Origin of the sequence: Psychromicrobium silvestre (assembly GCF_013408295.1) — a bacterium.
Lineage (GTDB): Bacteria > Actinomycetota > Actinomycetes > Actinomycetales > Micrococcaceae > Renibacterium > Renibacterium silvestre.
Map to the genome: position 1 here is coordinate 1 of NZ_JACBYQ010000002.1, position 14,163 is coordinate 14,163.

Annotated in this window: 19 protein-coding genes and 1 pseudogene; 8 read left to right on the top strand and 12 right to left on the bottom strand. The window is 61.2% G+C overall.

The genetic code is table 11. The features are described from left to right. The 4 genes and pseudogenes from FHU41_RS08020 to FHU41_RS15110 all read right to left on the bottom strand — a co-directional run. Window positions 1-864: pseudogene (locus FHU41_RS08020) on the bottom strand (PLP-dependent cysteine synthase family protein); the annotation flags it as partial. A gap of 33 nt (window positions 865-897) precedes the next feature. Next, window positions 898-1,152: an EamA family transporter gene (locus FHU41_RS15100; protein WP_343046289.1), complete on the bottom strand. Its 255-nt coding sequence runs from the start codon at window positions 1,150-1,152 to the stop codon at window positions 898-900. 24 nt (window positions 1,153-1,176) lie between these two features. Continuing rightward, window positions 1,177-1,518, bottom strand: a complete 342-nt coding sequence (locus FHU41_RS15105; RefSeq protein WP_246279578.1) for a hypothetical protein — start codon at window positions 1,516-1,518, stop codon at window positions 1,177-1,179. A gap of 17 nt (window positions 1,519-1,535) precedes the next feature. Next, window positions 1,536-1,859, bottom strand: a complete 324-nt coding sequence (locus FHU41_RS15110) for an EamA family transporter (protein ID WP_246279579.1) — start codon at window positions 1,857-1,859, stop codon at window positions 1,536-1,538. 88 nt (window positions 1,860-1,947) lie between these two features. Between FHU41_RS15110 and FHU41_RS08030 the strand changes: the two genes are divergently transcribed. After that, on the top strand, window positions 1,948-2,835 hold the full coding sequence (locus tag FHU41_RS08030; protein ID WP_179389023.1) for a LysR family transcriptional regulator: 888 nt from the start codon (window positions 1,948-1,950) through the stop codon (window positions 2,833-2,835). Here FHU41_RS08030 and FHU41_RS08035 read toward each other — a convergent pair. The 4 genes from FHU41_RS08035 to FHU41_RS08050 all read right to left on the bottom strand — a co-directional run bounded on the left by FHU41_RS08035 (window position 2,786) and on the right by FHU41_RS08050 (window position 5,901). Then, window positions 2,786-3,202 (bottom strand): DUF4260 domain-containing protein, encoded by a 417-nt coding sequence (locus FHU41_RS08035; protein WP_179389024.1) that lies wholly within the window; start codon window positions 3,200-3,202, stop codon window positions 2,786-2,788. The genes FHU41_RS08030 and FHU41_RS08035 overlap by 50 nt on opposite strands. Beyond that, window positions 3,199-3,789, bottom strand: a complete 591-nt coding sequence (locus FHU41_RS08040; RefSeq protein ID WP_179389187.1) for a TetR/AcrR family transcriptional regulator — start codon at window positions 3,787-3,789, stop codon at window positions 3,199-3,201. Before FHU41_RS08040 ends, FHU41_RS08035 begins: the two co-directional genes overlap by 4 nt. After that, window positions 3,782-4,618 carry an alpha/beta fold hydrolase gene (locus FHU41_RS08045; RefSeq protein WP_179389025.1) on the bottom strand — a complete coding sequence of 279 codons (837 nt, stop codon included), beginning with the start codon at window positions 4,616-4,618 and terminating at the stop codon, window positions 3,782-3,784. The genes FHU41_RS08040 and FHU41_RS08045 overlap by 8 nt, the downstream gene beginning before the upstream one ends. A gap of 65 nt (window positions 4,619-4,683) precedes the next feature. Then, window positions 4,684-5,901 carry a M20 metallopeptidase family protein gene (locus tag FHU41_RS08050; RefSeq protein WP_179389026.1) on the bottom strand — a complete coding sequence of 406 codons (1,218 nt, stop codon included), beginning with the start codon at window positions 5,899-5,901 and terminating at the stop codon, window positions 4,684-4,686. A gap of 67 nt (window positions 5,902-5,968) precedes the next feature. Here FHU41_RS08050 and FHU41_RS08055 point away from each other — a divergent pair, with 67 nt between their 5' ends. Genes FHU41_RS08055 through FHU41_RS08070 form a run of 4 tightly spaced genes read left to right on the top strand, consistent with a single transcriptional unit; the run spans window position 5,969 to window position 8,830 of the window. Then, a complete protein-coding gene (locus tag FHU41_RS08055) occupies window positions 5,969-7,147 on the top strand; it encodes an SLC13 family permease (RefSeq protein ID WP_179389027.1) in 1,179 nt (392 codons plus the stop codon). Between the two features lie 30 nt (window positions 7,148-7,177). Continuing rightward, window positions 7,178-8,128 carry a DNA-3-methyladenine glycosylase family protein gene (locus tag FHU41_RS08060; RefSeq protein ID WP_179389028.1) on the top strand — a complete coding sequence of 317 codons (951 nt, stop codon included), beginning with the start codon at window positions 7,178-7,180 and terminating at the stop codon, window positions 8,126-8,128. 18 nt (window positions 8,129-8,146) lie between these two features. Further along, window positions 8,147-8,542: a DUF952 domain-containing protein gene (locus tag FHU41_RS08065; RefSeq protein ID WP_179389029.1), complete on the top strand. Its 396-nt coding sequence runs from the start codon at window positions 8,147-8,149 to the stop codon at window positions 8,540-8,542. Between the two features lie 9 nt (window positions 8,543-8,551). Further along, window positions 8,552-8,830 (top strand): putative quinol monooxygenase, encoded by a 279-nt coding sequence (locus FHU41_RS08070; protein ID WP_179389190.1) that lies wholly within the window; start codon window positions 8,552-8,554, stop codon window positions 8,828-8,830. Between the two features lie 13 nt (window positions 8,831-8,843). On the opposite strand, the gene FHU41_RS08075 is transcribed toward FHU41_RS08070, so the two are convergent. The 3 genes from FHU41_RS08075 to FHU41_RS08085 all read right to left on the bottom strand — a co-directional run bounded on the left by FHU41_RS08075 (window position 8,844) and on the right by FHU41_RS08085 (window position 10,325). After that, window positions 8,844-9,215, bottom strand: a complete 372-nt coding sequence (locus FHU41_RS08075; protein WP_179389030.1) for a thioredoxin family protein — start codon at window positions 9,213-9,215, stop codon at window positions 8,844-8,846. A 218-nt stretch (window positions 9,216-9,433) separates the two neighbouring features. Then, complete coding sequence (locus FHU41_RS08080; RefSeq protein WP_179389191.1) at window positions 9,434-9,847, bottom strand: VOC family protein; 414 nt, start codon at window positions 9,845-9,847, stop codon at window positions 9,434-9,436. A gap of 10 nt (window positions 9,848-9,857) precedes the next feature. Continuing rightward, window positions 9,858-10,325, bottom strand: a complete 468-nt coding sequence (locus tag FHU41_RS08085) for a helix-turn-helix transcriptional regulator (protein ID WP_179389192.1) — start codon at window positions 10,323-10,325, stop codon at window positions 9,858-9,860. A gap of 78 nt (window positions 10,326-10,403) precedes the next feature. On the opposite strand from FHU41_RS08085, the gene FHU41_RS08090 reads away from it, so the two are divergent. Genes FHU41_RS08090 through FHU41_RS08100 form a run of 3 tightly spaced genes read left to right on the top strand, consistent with a single transcriptional unit; the run spans window position 10,404 to window position 12,936 of the window. Further along, window positions 10,404-11,120: a TetR/AcrR family transcriptional regulator gene (locus tag FHU41_RS08090; RefSeq protein WP_179389193.1), complete on the top strand. Its 717-nt coding sequence runs from the start codon at window positions 10,404-10,406 to the stop codon at window positions 11,118-11,120. Beyond that, a complete protein-coding gene (locus FHU41_RS08095; protein WP_179389194.1) occupies window positions 11,117-12,100 on the top strand; it encodes an ABC transporter ATP-binding protein in 984 nt (327 codons plus the stop codon). The genes FHU41_RS08090 and FHU41_RS08095 overlap by 4 nt, the downstream gene beginning before the upstream one ends. After that, window positions 12,100-12,936 carry an ABC transporter permease subunit gene (locus FHU41_RS08100; RefSeq protein ID WP_179389195.1) on the top strand — a complete coding sequence of 279 codons (837 nt, stop codon included), beginning with the start codon at window positions 12,100-12,102 and terminating at the stop codon, window positions 12,934-12,936. Before FHU41_RS08095 ends, FHU41_RS08100 begins: the two co-directional genes overlap by 1 nt. On the opposite strand, the gene FHU41_RS08105 is transcribed toward FHU41_RS08100, so the two are convergent. Continuing rightward, window positions 12,937-14,157 (bottom strand): MFS transporter, encoded by a 1,221-nt coding sequence (locus tag FHU41_RS08105; protein WP_179389196.1) that lies wholly within the window; start codon window positions 14,155-14,157, stop codon window positions 12,937-12,939. Between the last annotated feature and the right edge of the window lie 6 nt (window positions 14,158-14,163).

The following is a 14,163-nucleotide window of genomic DNA, read 5'->3' on the forward strand; positions in this document are numbered from 1 at the left end:
TTCAGCGGCAATTTGGAGCGCGGCGACCACGGCCATTCCGGAAGATCCACCCACCAGCAAGCCTTCTTCGCGAGCTAGCCTGCGAGTCATCGAGAAGCTATCGGCGTCGGAAATGGCCAGTACCTCGTGCGGTACCGCTGGATCGTAAGAACCCGGCCAAATATCTTCGCCGACGCCTTCGACCAAATAGGGCCGACCGGTGCCACCGGAGTAGACCGAGCCCTCCGGGTCCGCGCCGATAATCTGTACCTCGCCACTGGGCCGATCCGCGGAGATTTCGCGCAGATAGCGCCCGGTTCCGGTAATCGTGCCGCCGGTGCCTACGCCGGCCACGAAGTGAGTCACCTTGCCGTCAGTATCCCGCCAAATCTCCGGTCCGGTGGATTCATAATGGCTCAGTGGGCCATTCGGGTTGGAGAACTGGTCGGGCTTATAGGCTCCCGGGATCTCGGCAGCTAAACGGTCCGAAACGCCGTAATAGGACTGCGGGGAATCGGCTGCTACCGCGGTGGGCGTCACCACTACTTCCGCACCGTAGGCCCGCAAGGCTGCGCGCTTGTCCTCGGCGATTTTGTCCGGCACGGCAAAGACGCAGTGGTAACCGCGCTGCTGGGCGACCATGGCCATGGCTACCCCCGGTGTTCCCCGAGGTGGGTTCGACGATGGTGCCACCCGGAGCAATTTTGCCCTCTTTGGCTGCCTCGTCGAGCATCTTGACCGCGATCCGGTCCTTAAGCGGAGCCTCCCGGGTTGAAGTATTCAACCTTTGGCCAGCACGGTGGCTTGGATGCCCTCGGTGACCTTATTGAGTTTGACCAGTGGAGTGTTGCCGATCAAGTCCAGCACCGAGTTGGCGTATTTCATGCAATCCAGCGTACCGTCTGGGGCCTGAAACCCTCAGACGGTGAGCTTTTCCGAAGCCGAACCGCGCTCTCGCAGCGGCCAGCGAAGCCTGCCCTGGCTGAGTAGGATGCCGAGGACCACGATCGCCCCACCCACCGGCTCATTCCAATGCAGACTTTCGTGTAGCACTAGGACGCCCAGGATCACCCCGACCACTGGAGCCAAATAGGTCACAGTGGAGGCTGCGGTGGCACCCCAAGCCCCGACAATCATGGTGCTCCAGACATAGGCGAAGCCGGTGCCTAGCACGCCAAGCAGGCAGAATGCTGAGAATTACCGGCAGTTCAACTGCACCGGGTTCAGCATGCTGAAGGGAGCCAATACGCAGGCAAGCGCAAAGGCTAAGACGATCTGGACGGCGGCAATCGTGGTGGCATCGTAGTTATGCGTTCCGGAAACAAAGCGCCGCAGGTAACTCAAGCCAACGCCGTAGCAGGCGGTAGCCGCCAGGCAAGCAAGTTGCGCAGGAATAGAGCTCAGAAAAGCCGGATCACCGATCAGTTGCCAGGGGCCGACGACAAGCAGCACTCCTAAGACGCCGAGTAGCACGCCGCTGATTTGTAGGCGGTTGAGTCGCTCTTGCGGCAACATCACGGCAGAGATCACTAAGGTCATCACCGGCGTGGTCGCGTTCAGGATGCTGGAGAGTCCCAGAGGGCAGGAACTGCCCGGCCCAAGCGAAGAGCAGGTAGGGCACCACGCAGAAAAAGATGGAGACGACGAGCATATGACCCCAGATCCGCCGTTCGCGAGGCCAGCGCCGCCTGCCTGAAAATCATCAGAGCCACTAGAGCGAGTGCCCCAAAGGCTAAGCGACCCCACACCACCTGCGCCGAAGACAGGCCTTCCAACCCCACCTTCATGAACAGGAAACTCGCACCCCAGGTGGCGGCCAGGGCTAGATAGGCCAAAAGCACCAGTGGTTTGCGCGTGCCGGGACGAGCTGATTCGACCATTCTGAGCTCCTTAGATTCAGGTCTAGTATCAGGAGACATCCGGCTATGAATCAAATATGAAAAACTTATCCACCCATGAGGAGTTCTCATGTCCGTGACCATAGCGCAACTCCGCGCCTTCACCGCCGTCGTGGATCACAGTAGTTTTTCCGCTGCCGCGGGAGCCTTGGGAATCAGCCAATCCGCGGTGTCCCATGCCATCTCCAGTTTGGAAAAGGAGCTGCGGCAGCAGGTACTGAGCCGGAAAAACGGCGTCTGCCTCACCTCCCTAGGCGAGTTACTGATCCCCCGCGCCCGAACTGTCTTAGCCACCGTAGATGCCCTCGAAGCCAGCGTTCGGGAACAATCCGGAGAGGCTTCCGGAGTGGTCCGATTGGCGGCCGTACCCACCGTCTGCCAAGGCCTGCTGCCGGAATTGTTACAACTGTGGAATGCGCGGCTGCCGCATGTTGATGTTCAGGTCTACGAAGGCGACGATGAGGAGTTGCCGGACTGGCTGGAAAGCGGCCTAGTCGATGCCGCAATTCTGGTCGATCCGATGGAGCCGCAGCCCGGTTCGCGCTGGCTGGGTAGCGATGATTTCCGCGCTTTGATTCGGAAGGATCACCCTCTCGTTGGCGAGGCTGAGATCCCACTGGCGGAGCTCCTCGAAGACGGCTTGATTTCCTCCACCGGCGGATGTGAAGAGCAGGTCCGCAGGATTCACGAGCTTGCCGGGATTCGCTACACCGCCACTCAACGAGTCCGGGAACTCGGCACCTTGCTGAGTCTGGTCCGCCAGGGCATCGGCGTCGGCATTATGCCCAGCCTGGGTCAAGCGATGCTCCCCGAAGAGCTCGTACTGCTGCCGCTTGTACCAAGGCTGCAGCGAGATCTGGTGCTGACCGGCCCGCAGGGCATGCCCTGGCATCCACTCACCGATGCACTCATTGAGGCTCTGAGGGACTGGGCGGCGCTACAACTGAGCGCCCGCTAGCACCCAGCCAGGCAAGGTGGGTGTGCTGGAAGTTATCGTCATATTTGAGTCCGTACCCAAGCGCTCGATCGACCGCAATATGGAATGCCCAGCTCCCGGCCAGCAATCCCAGAATCCAGAGCTCAATTCCCGCTGAGCGCAAGGCCCAGTAAAGAATCGCCAGCAGCGCGGGTGGCGCATAGTGATGGACTAAGTTGTAGCAGAAGGCGCCGAACTTCGGGTTGCGGAGGTAGCCAAGCGCGGAGAGGTCGAAAACCACGAAGCAGAGCAATAGCCACCACCAGTCGAACCCTGCCCCGACAAAGAGCACGGCGACGAGCAAGGCTAAGGCAGCGTTTTCGAGGTGCTGCGCCCGGACCGGGGTCATTGCAGTTCGGCGAGCTGTTGGACCCCCGAGGTCACTGAGTGCACTAGCAGCGAGAAGCTCTTATCCAGGTCGTCGGGAAGCCCGAAGCCGCCGCCCAGCTCCAGTACGATAAAGCCGTGTAAGGCACTGCGGATCATTCTGATGGCGTCAATACTGAGCGCATCCGGCAGTTCGAAGCCACGCAGTACTCCGCCGATCAGCTCCACTGCGCGCACCCCGCTCTCGGCAAGCTCCTGATCTGCGGGGTCGTTCGGGTTCGCTGCCTGCTGTGAGGCGGCGTAGCGGCCAGGGTGTTCCTTGGCGAAGGCCCGTACGGCTTGCGCCATCGCGGCCAGGCACTCGGGCCCTGCCCTACCGATCGTGGCGGCGCTCATTCGGTCGGTCAGCTCGGCCACCGAGGCTAGCGCCACCAAACGTTTGAGATCGGCGAGTGATTCAACGTGTTTATAAAGACTTGGCACCGCCACCCCCGCGGCGGAGGCGATTGAAGCCAAGGTGAGGTCGGTAAATCCGCTGCTGCCGCCGCCGTCGACCGCCTTGAGTGCAGCCTGGGTTACGGCCGCCCGGTTGAGCCCCGCCCTAGGCATTCGCACCCCAGAGGCCAGTCTGCCGAAGTTCGGTGAGGAATTCGACGGTGGCGGGAAGGACCAGCTCAGGACGTTGCAGGTGCGGATAGTGCCCGGATTCTGGCACTAGTTCGGCCCGTAACCCGAGCCCCTTCATCCAGGCACTTTCTGCGGCGGGGTCGCTGAAGTCGGGATCGCTCTGTCCAATAAAGACGCGGCCCGGGGTCTTCAGGTCTGCTAAGCGGTCCTCCACCACCTGATGATCTAGTTGCACAGCCAATTCGCGCAGTGATCGCAGCCTGCCCGGCTCACGGAGGCTCGCCTTGATCGCGGCCACGTGCTCCGGCAGTGAAGGCGCCCGCCTGCCCTTATTGAAGCCTCGGTAGAGACTGGACCACAGACCGGCACCCCAGGGCGGCAGGAAGAGTAGCCGGTACACCAACTTGATCATGGTCTGGGCGAAGGCACCGCTAGCCGGGTTGCGCAGGAAGGGACTGTAGAGCACCAGCCCGGCGATTGCGGACGGTCGTTCGACGGCGGCCCAGACTGCGGCGGAGCCTCCCATTGAGTTTCCCAGTACGACGGCGGCACCACCGAGTTGCTCGATCAGCGCCAACAGGTCCTCTCCGGTTGCTTGATCGCCATGTAGTCGGAAGCTGGTGTCCGAGTTGCCGTGACCGCGCAGGTCCATCACGGCAACCCGGTAACCTGCGCTGGCAAGTTCGGCTGCCAGCCTGGAGAGGCCGGACGCCAAATCTCCCATTCCCGGAATAGCGACCAGCAAAGGGCCGGAGCCCTGCACGGTGTAGGCAATCCGCCCCTCGGGACGAGACAGATAGGAAATGTTCATAGCTATAAAGCTAATGTCATTAGCCTACTTTGGCAAGCCCCTTTTCTCAGTGGGTTTGGATAGCCTCAGGAATCAGCCCGGTTCAGCCTGCGCACCGCCAGTTCAGCCAGCAGCGCGGCACCGTCAGGTAGCACAACGTCGTCGAAGGCCGCGCGCGGAGAATGATTGCCATCCGCCTTCCGCAGGTCTTCGTGTGCGCAGGCACTGAGGAAAATATAGGTTCCTGGAACCTCTTCGAGCACAAAGGAAAAGTCCTCGCCACCGGGAATCGGGTTTTCCAGCAAGTGGAAACGCTCGGCACCAAAGAGATCCTCGACAACTCCCTGAGTGAAGGCGAATTCAACCTCGTCATTGACGGTGACCGGGTAGACGTGCTCGAATTCCACCTCGGCTTCCAGCCCGTGTGCCGTGGCAATTCCCTTGAGTAGCGCCACGCTCAGCTCCTCGGCCTTGGCCCGGCTCTCCGGGCTAAAGGAACGCACGGTGGCATCGAATTCGGCACTGTCCGGGATGATGTTTTCCTTACTCCCAGCGGCAATTCTGCCCACCGTAACAACAATCGGATCGAAGATATCGAAATGCCGGGTGACCATGGTTTGCAGGGCCAGCACCGCTTCGCACAGGGCTGGAACCGGATCATTGCCTTGGAAAGGTCGGGAGCCGTGCCCGCCCTGTCCAATGAACTTCACCCGCAGGGTATCCGGGGAAGCCATCAAGGTTTTAGGCTTCCCGATCCACATTCCGCGCGGAACCTGATCGGACATCACATGCAGCCCATAGGCCGCATCGGCGCGCTTGCCCGCGGCATCGAGCACACCTTCATCGATCATCGGCTTCGCGCCGCCTGGGCCCTCTTCGCCGGGCTGGAACATGAAGACCACATCACCGGGAAGTTCCTGACGCACCGCGTGCAGGATCTTGGCTGCCCCAACCAGGCCCGCCACATGCAGATCGTGCCCACAGGCGTGCATGGCCCCGTTGGTTGATTTGAAAGGGACGTCCACCAGCTCGGTCACCGGCAAGCCGTCCATATCGCCGCGCAGCAGCACCACTGGGCGGTCCTGCGCATCGTTCGGGGCAGCACCGCCGCGAAGCACAGCGGTCACCGAGCTAAGCCCTTTGCCCAAGGTGATCTCCAAATCGAGGGGTTCAAGGGCTTCAAGAATGCGTCGCTGGGTCTGCGGAAGGTCAAGGCCGATCTCCGGGTTTTGATGGAGATCTCGGCGCAGGGCAATCATCTCGGGGGCAAATTCGGCAGCAAGTTCCTGAGTTCGAGTCGTCATGCTTTCACCCTACTCTCGCAAGTTGAACCGGATCTTTCTGGCTCAATCGGCATGACAGGATACTCAGGTGAAGATCTTCAGGCTCTGGGCCCTTCCGGGCGGCTTGCTGCTCGCCGGGCTGGGCTGTCTGCTCAGCGGCGCCCTTCCGGGACCGGCAGCCTGGGGATTGGCTCAGCGTACGGTTCCGGTATTGCTGTTTGTGCTAGCCATGACTCTGGTCACCGAGTTAGCGGACGACGCCGGCCTGTTTAGAACGCTGACGGGCTCACTAGCGCGCTGGGCGGGGAAGCGCGGCAGCGTCCTCCTACTCTGGGTAATGGTGTTGGGGCTCTCCGTACTCAGCACGATTTTCCTTTCCCTGGACACCACGGCCGTGCTCATTACCCCGATGGTGGTACTCCTGGCTTTGCATGCCCGGCTGCCTGCAATGCCGTTCGCCTTAACCACCGTTTGGTTGGCCAATACCGCCTCTCTGCTGCTCCCGGTTTCCAATCTCAGCAACCTTTTAGCTCAGCATCGACTCAACTATTCACCCTGGCAATTCGCCTCGGCGCTCTGGGCACCCGCGCTGATCGGGATCATCGTCCCGATTGCCGCGCTCTGGCTACTTTTTCGCAAGGACTTCCGCGGCAGTTTCACGCCGGAACCGGCGCCCAGACCAAGAGATCGTACCCTGCTGTTGATCTGCGCCGTCGTCGTGGCCGTGCTCTTACCGCTGCTGGTCAGCGGCATTCCAGTGGAGTATCCGGCGCTGGCCGCGGCGCTGGTTCTGCTGCTGGCTTTTGCACTCCGCCGCCCGGGAGCCCTGAGCTGGCGGATGGTTCCCTGGCGTCCACTGATGCTGGCGGCGGGGCTGTTTCTGCTCGTAGAAACCCTCCAGTCCCGTGGCTTGCCCCAGCTCTTAGCTGCCATCTCAGGTCCGGGCGAGGGGTATTTGCCGTTGCTGCAATTGGCTGGGCTAGGCGCAGCTTCGGCGAATGTGGTCAATAACCTTCCCGCTTATCTCGCCTTGGAGCCGGTTGCGGATTCACCGATCAGGCTCGCCGCCTTGCTGATTGGGGTGAACCTTGGCCCGCTACTAACCCCTTGGGCGTCCTTGGCCACCGTGCTCTGGCATGAACGGCTGAAAAATCTGGGGGTTGAGGTGTCCTGGCTGCGTTTCGCCGGGCTAGGACTGCTGCTAGTCGTCGTGCTCATCCCGCTGGCTGTGCTGGCGCTCTGGTTGAGCGCCGGACTGCCCGGCTGAGTTGTCGGTATGGCGTGCGACGATAATCGTATGAGCACCGCTTCCGAACAGCCCCGCGAGCTGATCTGGCGTGCACAGGGCAGCTATGACCTACATGCCACAGTGGGCATCGTGCAGCGAAGTTCCACCGATCCTTGCGCGGTGTTCCACCAGGGCGCTTGGTGGTTTGCCTTCCATACTCCGCTAGGGCCAGCAACCCTGAGCCTGCGGCAAATCGGCACGGAGGTCCGGGCGCAGGCCCTCGGCCCCGGGGCGGAGGCTGCTCTGGAAGGAGTTCCCGCCTTGCTCGGGGCCGAGGACGATTGGTCCGAATTCGATTCGGCCAGCTTTCAGGCCAGCCTGCCAGCCCACGTCAGGGAGGCTCGACGGCGGCACCCCGGCCTACGCTTGCCCAGCACCGGACGCATTCTGGACAGTCTGATCCCGCTCATTCTGGAACAAAAAGTGACCGGTAAAGAAGCATTTTCGGGCTATCGAAGGCTGATCAACCAGTATGGCTCCACGCCTCCGGGCGCCCAGCTCAGCGGCTTCCCGCCCCGGCTGAGGTTAGCGCCAAGCGCGGCAGTCTGGTCGAAAATTCCGTCCTGGCACTGGCATCAAGCCGGAGTTGGCCCACAGCGCTCCGATACCGTGATGCGGGCACTCCAGCGTGCCAGTGCCCTGGAACGACTCGGTCGCTTAAATGCCACCCAGGCCGGGGCTGGTTTGCAGAGCATTTCGGGTATTGGTCCGTGGACGGCAGCCGAGGTGACGCAGCGTAGCCACGGTGATCCGGACGCGGTGGCGGTGGGCGATTACCACCTGCCCGGTTTCGTTGGCATCGCCCTGACCGGTGAGGCCGTGGACGACGACGGCATGCTGGAGCTACTTGAACCCTGGCGCGGGCATCGGCAGCGGGTGGTCCGGATGCTCTATCTTTCCGGAATCAGCAAGGAACGGCATGGACCTCGAATGAGCGTGCGAGACTACCGCCGGATCTGAGCGGTTTAGACTGCCAAGATGACTTCCATCCTGCATCTGGCGCACGCGGAGGACTGGACCGCGGCTTTGACCGATCCGGCGGGCTATCGCGTGTCCACCAGGGGCGCCACCCTGGAGCAGATCGGGTTCATCCACGGTTCCACAGCCGCTCAGCTTCCTATCGTCGCCGAGGCTTTCTACGCCGATGATCCGGCGGAGTTGCTGGTCCTTGTGGTCGATCTGGAGGCGGTGTCTGCGGCTGGCACCAAAGTGAAATGGGAAGACGGCGGCCAGGGCGAGCACTATCCACATCTTTATGGACCGCTCTATCCGAATCAGGTGTTGGCAGCGCTTCCGGCCGGATTCAAAGACGGGCGTTTCCAGCTGCCCGAGTTATCCGGACACAATGTGCTTGAGTTCCCACCGGAGGATTAGGCTTACTGGATGAGCGATTTGGTTAATTTGCGGGCGACTTTCATTCCCAACGACGGCGAGCAGTTCCGGGTGCGTTTAGCCCTGGACATTGCGATCGAAGAGGTCGCCAAGGAGCCGGGCTGCCTGCGTTATGAGGTCACCGAAGACACCCCGGAACAGATCGTGCTCACCGAACAGTGGGAGTCCGAGGAAGCTTTGGCCACACACGGCAAAGGCTCGGCCGTGCAGGACTTGAACGAATCGCTCTCCGCCCTGCTGGCCGAGCCTGTGAAGCTCGAAAGACTGTAAAGCCCGGAAGGCTCTAGTTCTTTTCAGCCTTCTGCGCGGCCACTGCCGCGTGCACTTCGGTCATGTCCAAAGCCTTCACCGCGGTGATGACCTCTTCAAGTTGGCTCGGGTTGAGCGCGCCGGGCTGCGAGAAGACCAGGACCTTTTCCCGGAACGCCATCAGCGTCGGAATCGAGGTGATATTCGCTTCGGCCGAGAGTTGCTGCTCAGCCTCGGTGTCCACCTTGGCGAACACCACGTCGTCGTGCTTCTCCGAAGAAGCCGAGTAGGTGGGGGCGAACCGCAAGCACGGTTGGCACCAGCCAGCCCAGAAATCCACCAGGACAATGTCATTGCCCTCTACCGTGGAGCCAAAAGTTTCACCGGTGATATCGATAGTCGCCATAGTTCAAACCTATCCTTTCCTCGCCCGGCGCAACAACGCCGAGGAGGTCAATATTCCCCATCATTCCCCTCACCTACGCCCCGCACGCCGCTCCCGTCGCACTCAAGCCGCTTCCAAGCCGTCGAGTGTGGAGGTCTGCACGTTAAGACGCCGGTTTAACGTGCAGACCTCCACACTCGACGAGGGTTTTGGGCTGAGGGACAAGGCGAGCGAAAGAATCAGGCCTGGGCAACAGCCTGCGAAATCCGCACCTGGTTTCCCGAAGGATCACGGAAGGCACAATCCCTGGGTCCCCAGGGCTGCTCCATCGGTTCCTGGAGAACTTCGGCCCCGGAAGCCCTGACCCGCTCAAAGGTTTCATCCAAATCATCAGTGCGGAAGACGATGTTCTGCAGCACGCCCTTGGTGAGCAATTCCTGCAGCGCATCACCGTCGGCCTGGGAGCGTCCGGCATGTGGTTCGGAGAGCACGATTTCCAGACCGGGCTGGCTGGAACTGCCCAGGGTGATCCAACGGAATCCGCCCTGCGCGACGTCGTTGCGCAGCTCGAGACCGAGCGCGTCACGATAGAAGGCCAAGGATTCGTCGATGTCATTAACGGTGATGCCCGAGTATTGAAGTGCGATAGTCATGGCACCAACACTAACCAGCGCTCAAAGAGCTCGCTTCTCGAATCCTGCTCGATGTTTTCGCTGCACTCCGCCGCCCAATGTTTAGCCGCTCCGGACGAGTCTGAATTTTCGCCACGCAGGCCGGCATCGCCGTCACCGCGCGATGCTCCCGCTGCCGGTAGGCACTCGGCGTCTCCCCCGCCAATTCGGTGAAGCGCGAGCTGAAGGAGCCGAGCGAGGTTGCGCCCACCGTCATGCAGGCATCGGTGACGCTCATCCCTGCACGCAGCAAAGCCATCGCCCGCTCAATGCGACGAGTCATCAAATAGCCATAAGGCGTCTCGCCGTAGGCTGCCCGGAACTGACGGGAAAAATGCGCGGGGGACATCAGGGCGTGCCGAGCCATCGTCGGCACATCGAGCGGCCGGGCGTACTCCCGATCGATCAAATCCCGAGCCCGACGCAAGTGCGTCAACATGGCGAGCTCTTGCGGCGTCATAGCTTGAGAATAACACCGGCGACTCATCTTCAGCAGCATCTCTTGCCAATTATTGAACAAGTGTTTAGCATATTAAACATGAGTTCAATCACGCCGAACCGAGCTGCCACCGAAGATCTCAGCACCCCGGCCAGGATCCGGGACGCCGCCATCCAATGCTTTGCCGATGCGGGCTTTCAGAAAACCAGCATCCGAGTCATTGCGAGCGCTGCCGGGGTAAGCCCCGGGCTGGTGATCCATCATTTCGGCAGTAAGGACAAACTCCGCGAGGTCTGCGATGAGTACATTCTGAGCAAGACCTTCGAACGTGCAAGCAATGAATCCAGCCCTCAGGGGTTCCAGCAGGTACTCCAGCAGCACCTGGAAAATCCCAGGGAATTCGATCTTGAAATCCGTTACCTGAGCCGAGCCGTGACCGATGACTCGCCGATGGGTCAGAAGTTCGTCTCTTTGGTCATCGATGAGACGGAAAGCATCGTGCGGGCGGGCATCTCCGATGGAAGCATGAACCCTTCCTCCGATCCGAGGGCACTCGCGGTATTCATCACGATGACCAGCTTGGCCATGCTCACCATGTCCAAATACGTCAGCCAGGCTCTTGACACCGAGGAATTCGATCAGGCCTTCACTCAGCGGATGGCCTTGCCTGCCCTAGAGCTTTTCACCCACGGACTTTATTCGGACGATGCCTATTTGCGCGCCGCCCAGGAAGTCCTCAGCGATTCCTCCCCCACCTCGGAAGAAGAGCCTCAACAAAGGCAACAAAGGCAGAGAAAGGAAGGGGAACGGCTATGAGCCACCTCTCAACGGCCGAAAAGACCGAACCGAAACAGCAAAGCAGCGAAAACGCTATCGAAGCCCACGAGCTAACCAAGCGCTACGGCAGCAATCTGGCGCTCAAAGGCGTCAGCTTCAAGGTGCCCAGGGGCTCCGTTTTCGGTGTGATCGGCCCAAATGGCGCGGGGAAGACCACCACCATGCGCACTCTGCTGGACATTATTCGCCCCAGCTCAGGCCACGCCATCGTACTGGGTGAAGACCCCCGGCACGCGGGCCCGGAGCTGCGTCGCCGAATCGGCTTCCTCCCCGGTGAGCTGATCCTCGATGGTCGGACCACCGGCCGGAAACTACTCCAGCACTACGCGGATATTTCCGGGCCGGTGCGGCAAGGCCAGATCGAGGAATTGGCCGAGCGGCTGAGCCTGGACCTGAGCCGCGCGGTGCGCAAGCTCTCCAAGGGTAATAAGCAAAAGCTCGGCATTGTCCAAGCCTTTATGCACCAGCCCGATTTACTGGTCCTCGACGAACCCACCTCCGGCCTGGACCCGCTTATGCAGCAGGTCTTCCTGGACCTGGTCCGCGAAGCCCGCGAGGCCGGGCAGAGCGTTTTCCTCTCCAGCCATGTGATCAGCGAAATCCAGCAGGCGGCAGATGAGGTCGCGATTCTTCGGGACGGGAAAATCGTCACCATCGCCTCGGTGGAGCAATTGCGGGCTTCCGCAATCAGGCATCTGAGGCTGGTCGCCACCGGGATCAGCATGGCCGAGTTGCAGCAGCGCTTAGGCAGGCTCGACGGCGTGGACAACCTTGCCGTGGCCTCGATCAGCTCCGCGGATCAAGACTCCGTGGAAGCCTCCGCAACCCTGGAAGGCGAGATTCCCCCGCTGCTGCAAGCGCTCTCCACCTTGACCTTGACCGATTTGGTCCTTGAAGAGCCCGACCTCGAAGAGTCCGTGCTCAAGCTCTACACCTCAGATTCGAAAGAAGTTGCCTGATGACTGCCACCATCTCGGTGCGTCGCGCACCGTTACCCCTGTTCAGCAAGGCCCTCGCCGATTCCTGGCGCTCGCTGATCGGTTGGGCGCTCGGGCTAAGCGCCGCCATGTTCCTGTACCTGCCGCTCTACCCCTCGATGGCGGGTAGTAATTCACAAATGCAGCAGCTGCTCAACACCCTGCCAGCGCAGCTGACCAAGTCGATCGGCTACGACGATATTTCCTCCGGGGCTGGCTGGGTGCAGGCCACGGTCTTTGGGCTGATCGGCTTCCTACTCACCTCGATCGCGGCGATTAGCTGGGGCGCTTCCGCGGTGGGCGGCGATGAGGAGGCTGGCCAGCTAGAACTCACGCTGGCTCATGGCGTAACCCGAACACAGGTGGTGCTGGAACGCTATGCGGCCATGCTGCTTCGGGTGCTGCTGCTTGGAGTCTGGGTTTTTGTGGTGATTGCGGCGCTGAACAACTCGGCGCAATTGAGCCTCAATCTAGGCAACCTGGCCATCGGCGTCGCGCTGTTCGCTGGTTTGGCACTGCTTTCCGGCTCGGCCGCTTTTATGGCTGGGGCCTTGACCGGCCGCCGGATCTGGGGCATCGGAGCGGGAGCCTTTGTCGCCGTCGTCGGCTATATCTTCAATGCTCTGGGTAACCAGTCCCAGGACCTGAATTGGCTACATGCGCTCTCGCCGTATAGCTGGGCCTATGCGGACAAGCCGCTGGCCAACGGTTTGGCTAGTGCCTCCGGCGGCTGGCCCCTGCTGAGTCTCTATGGGCTCGCGATACTCTTCGCCCTTGTCTCGGTGTTGGCGCTGCGCAAGCGGGACGTCGGAGTCTAATCACACCTCGTGCGGTTCGTGGCTGCGCAGGTACTTCCGCCCGCTGAGCACCACCGCGATGCCAATCAAGATGGCGAAGGCGGCCACGAAGAACGGGACCTGCTCACCGAAGTGCTCACCCAGTTGAGCGGCGATGAAGGGGGCCAGGGCCCCGCCCATCCAGCGTACGAAGTTGTAACCGGCGCTCGCCACCGGGCGGGGTGCATCGGAGACGCCCATCGCCAGTTCGGTGTACAGAGTGTTGTTGACACCCAGCAGAGCGCCCGAAATCACCACCATGACTACCACCAGCGGTATCGAGTGACCCGCAGCTAGGCCGATCACCACGAGCACGACCAGGAGCGCAGCCAGCGTTGCCGTCAAGACCTTAGTGGTGCCGAACCTGCGCTGCAGTACCGGTGCTACAAAAACCGAGGTGATTGCCAGGCAGAGCCCCCAGCCGAAGAACACCGCACCGATGCCGTACGCGTCCATGCCGAGGATGAAGGGGACGAAGGCCAGGATGGTGAAGAAGCCGAAATTGTAGAACAGCGCGCTGCTCGCGGTGTAGCGCAAGCCCTTGTGGCCTAAGGCCAGGAAGGGATCACGCAGCCGGGTCTTGACTGCGGGCGGGGTCATTTTAGGCAGCAAAGCTGCGCAGGCAATAAACGCCAGTGCCATCGCGGTGGCGGTGCCGAAGAACGGTGCCCGCCATTGCCAGCCACCCAGCAAGGCTCCGAGCAGCGGGCCGAGCGAAATCCCCAAGCCCAGGGCGGCTTCGTAGAGGATGATGGCGGTTGCAGTGCCACCACTGGCGACGCCGACAATCACCGCGAGCGCGGTGGCCACGAAGAGTGCATTGCCTAGGCCCCAACCGGCGCGGAAGCCGACTAGCTCACCCACGCTGTTTGAGAGGCCCGAAAGTGAGGCAAAGATGACGATCACCCCGAGACCGATGAGTAGGGTTTTCTTGCCACCGATCCGTGAGGACACCCAGCCGGTAATCAGCATGGCTATTGCGGTCACCAAGAAGTAGCTAGTGAAAAGCAATGAGACCTCGGAAGTGCTGGCCTTCAGATTCACCGCAATAGCTGGCAGAATCGGGTCCACCAACCCGATGCCCATAAAAGCGAAGACCGCCGCGATGGCCGTAGCCCAGACAGCAATCGGCTGACGGAGCGTCGAAACCTTTTCTTCGTGGAGGGTTTCTTCGGCTATTTCCACGTCCTGATGAGCTGGCACTGTAAG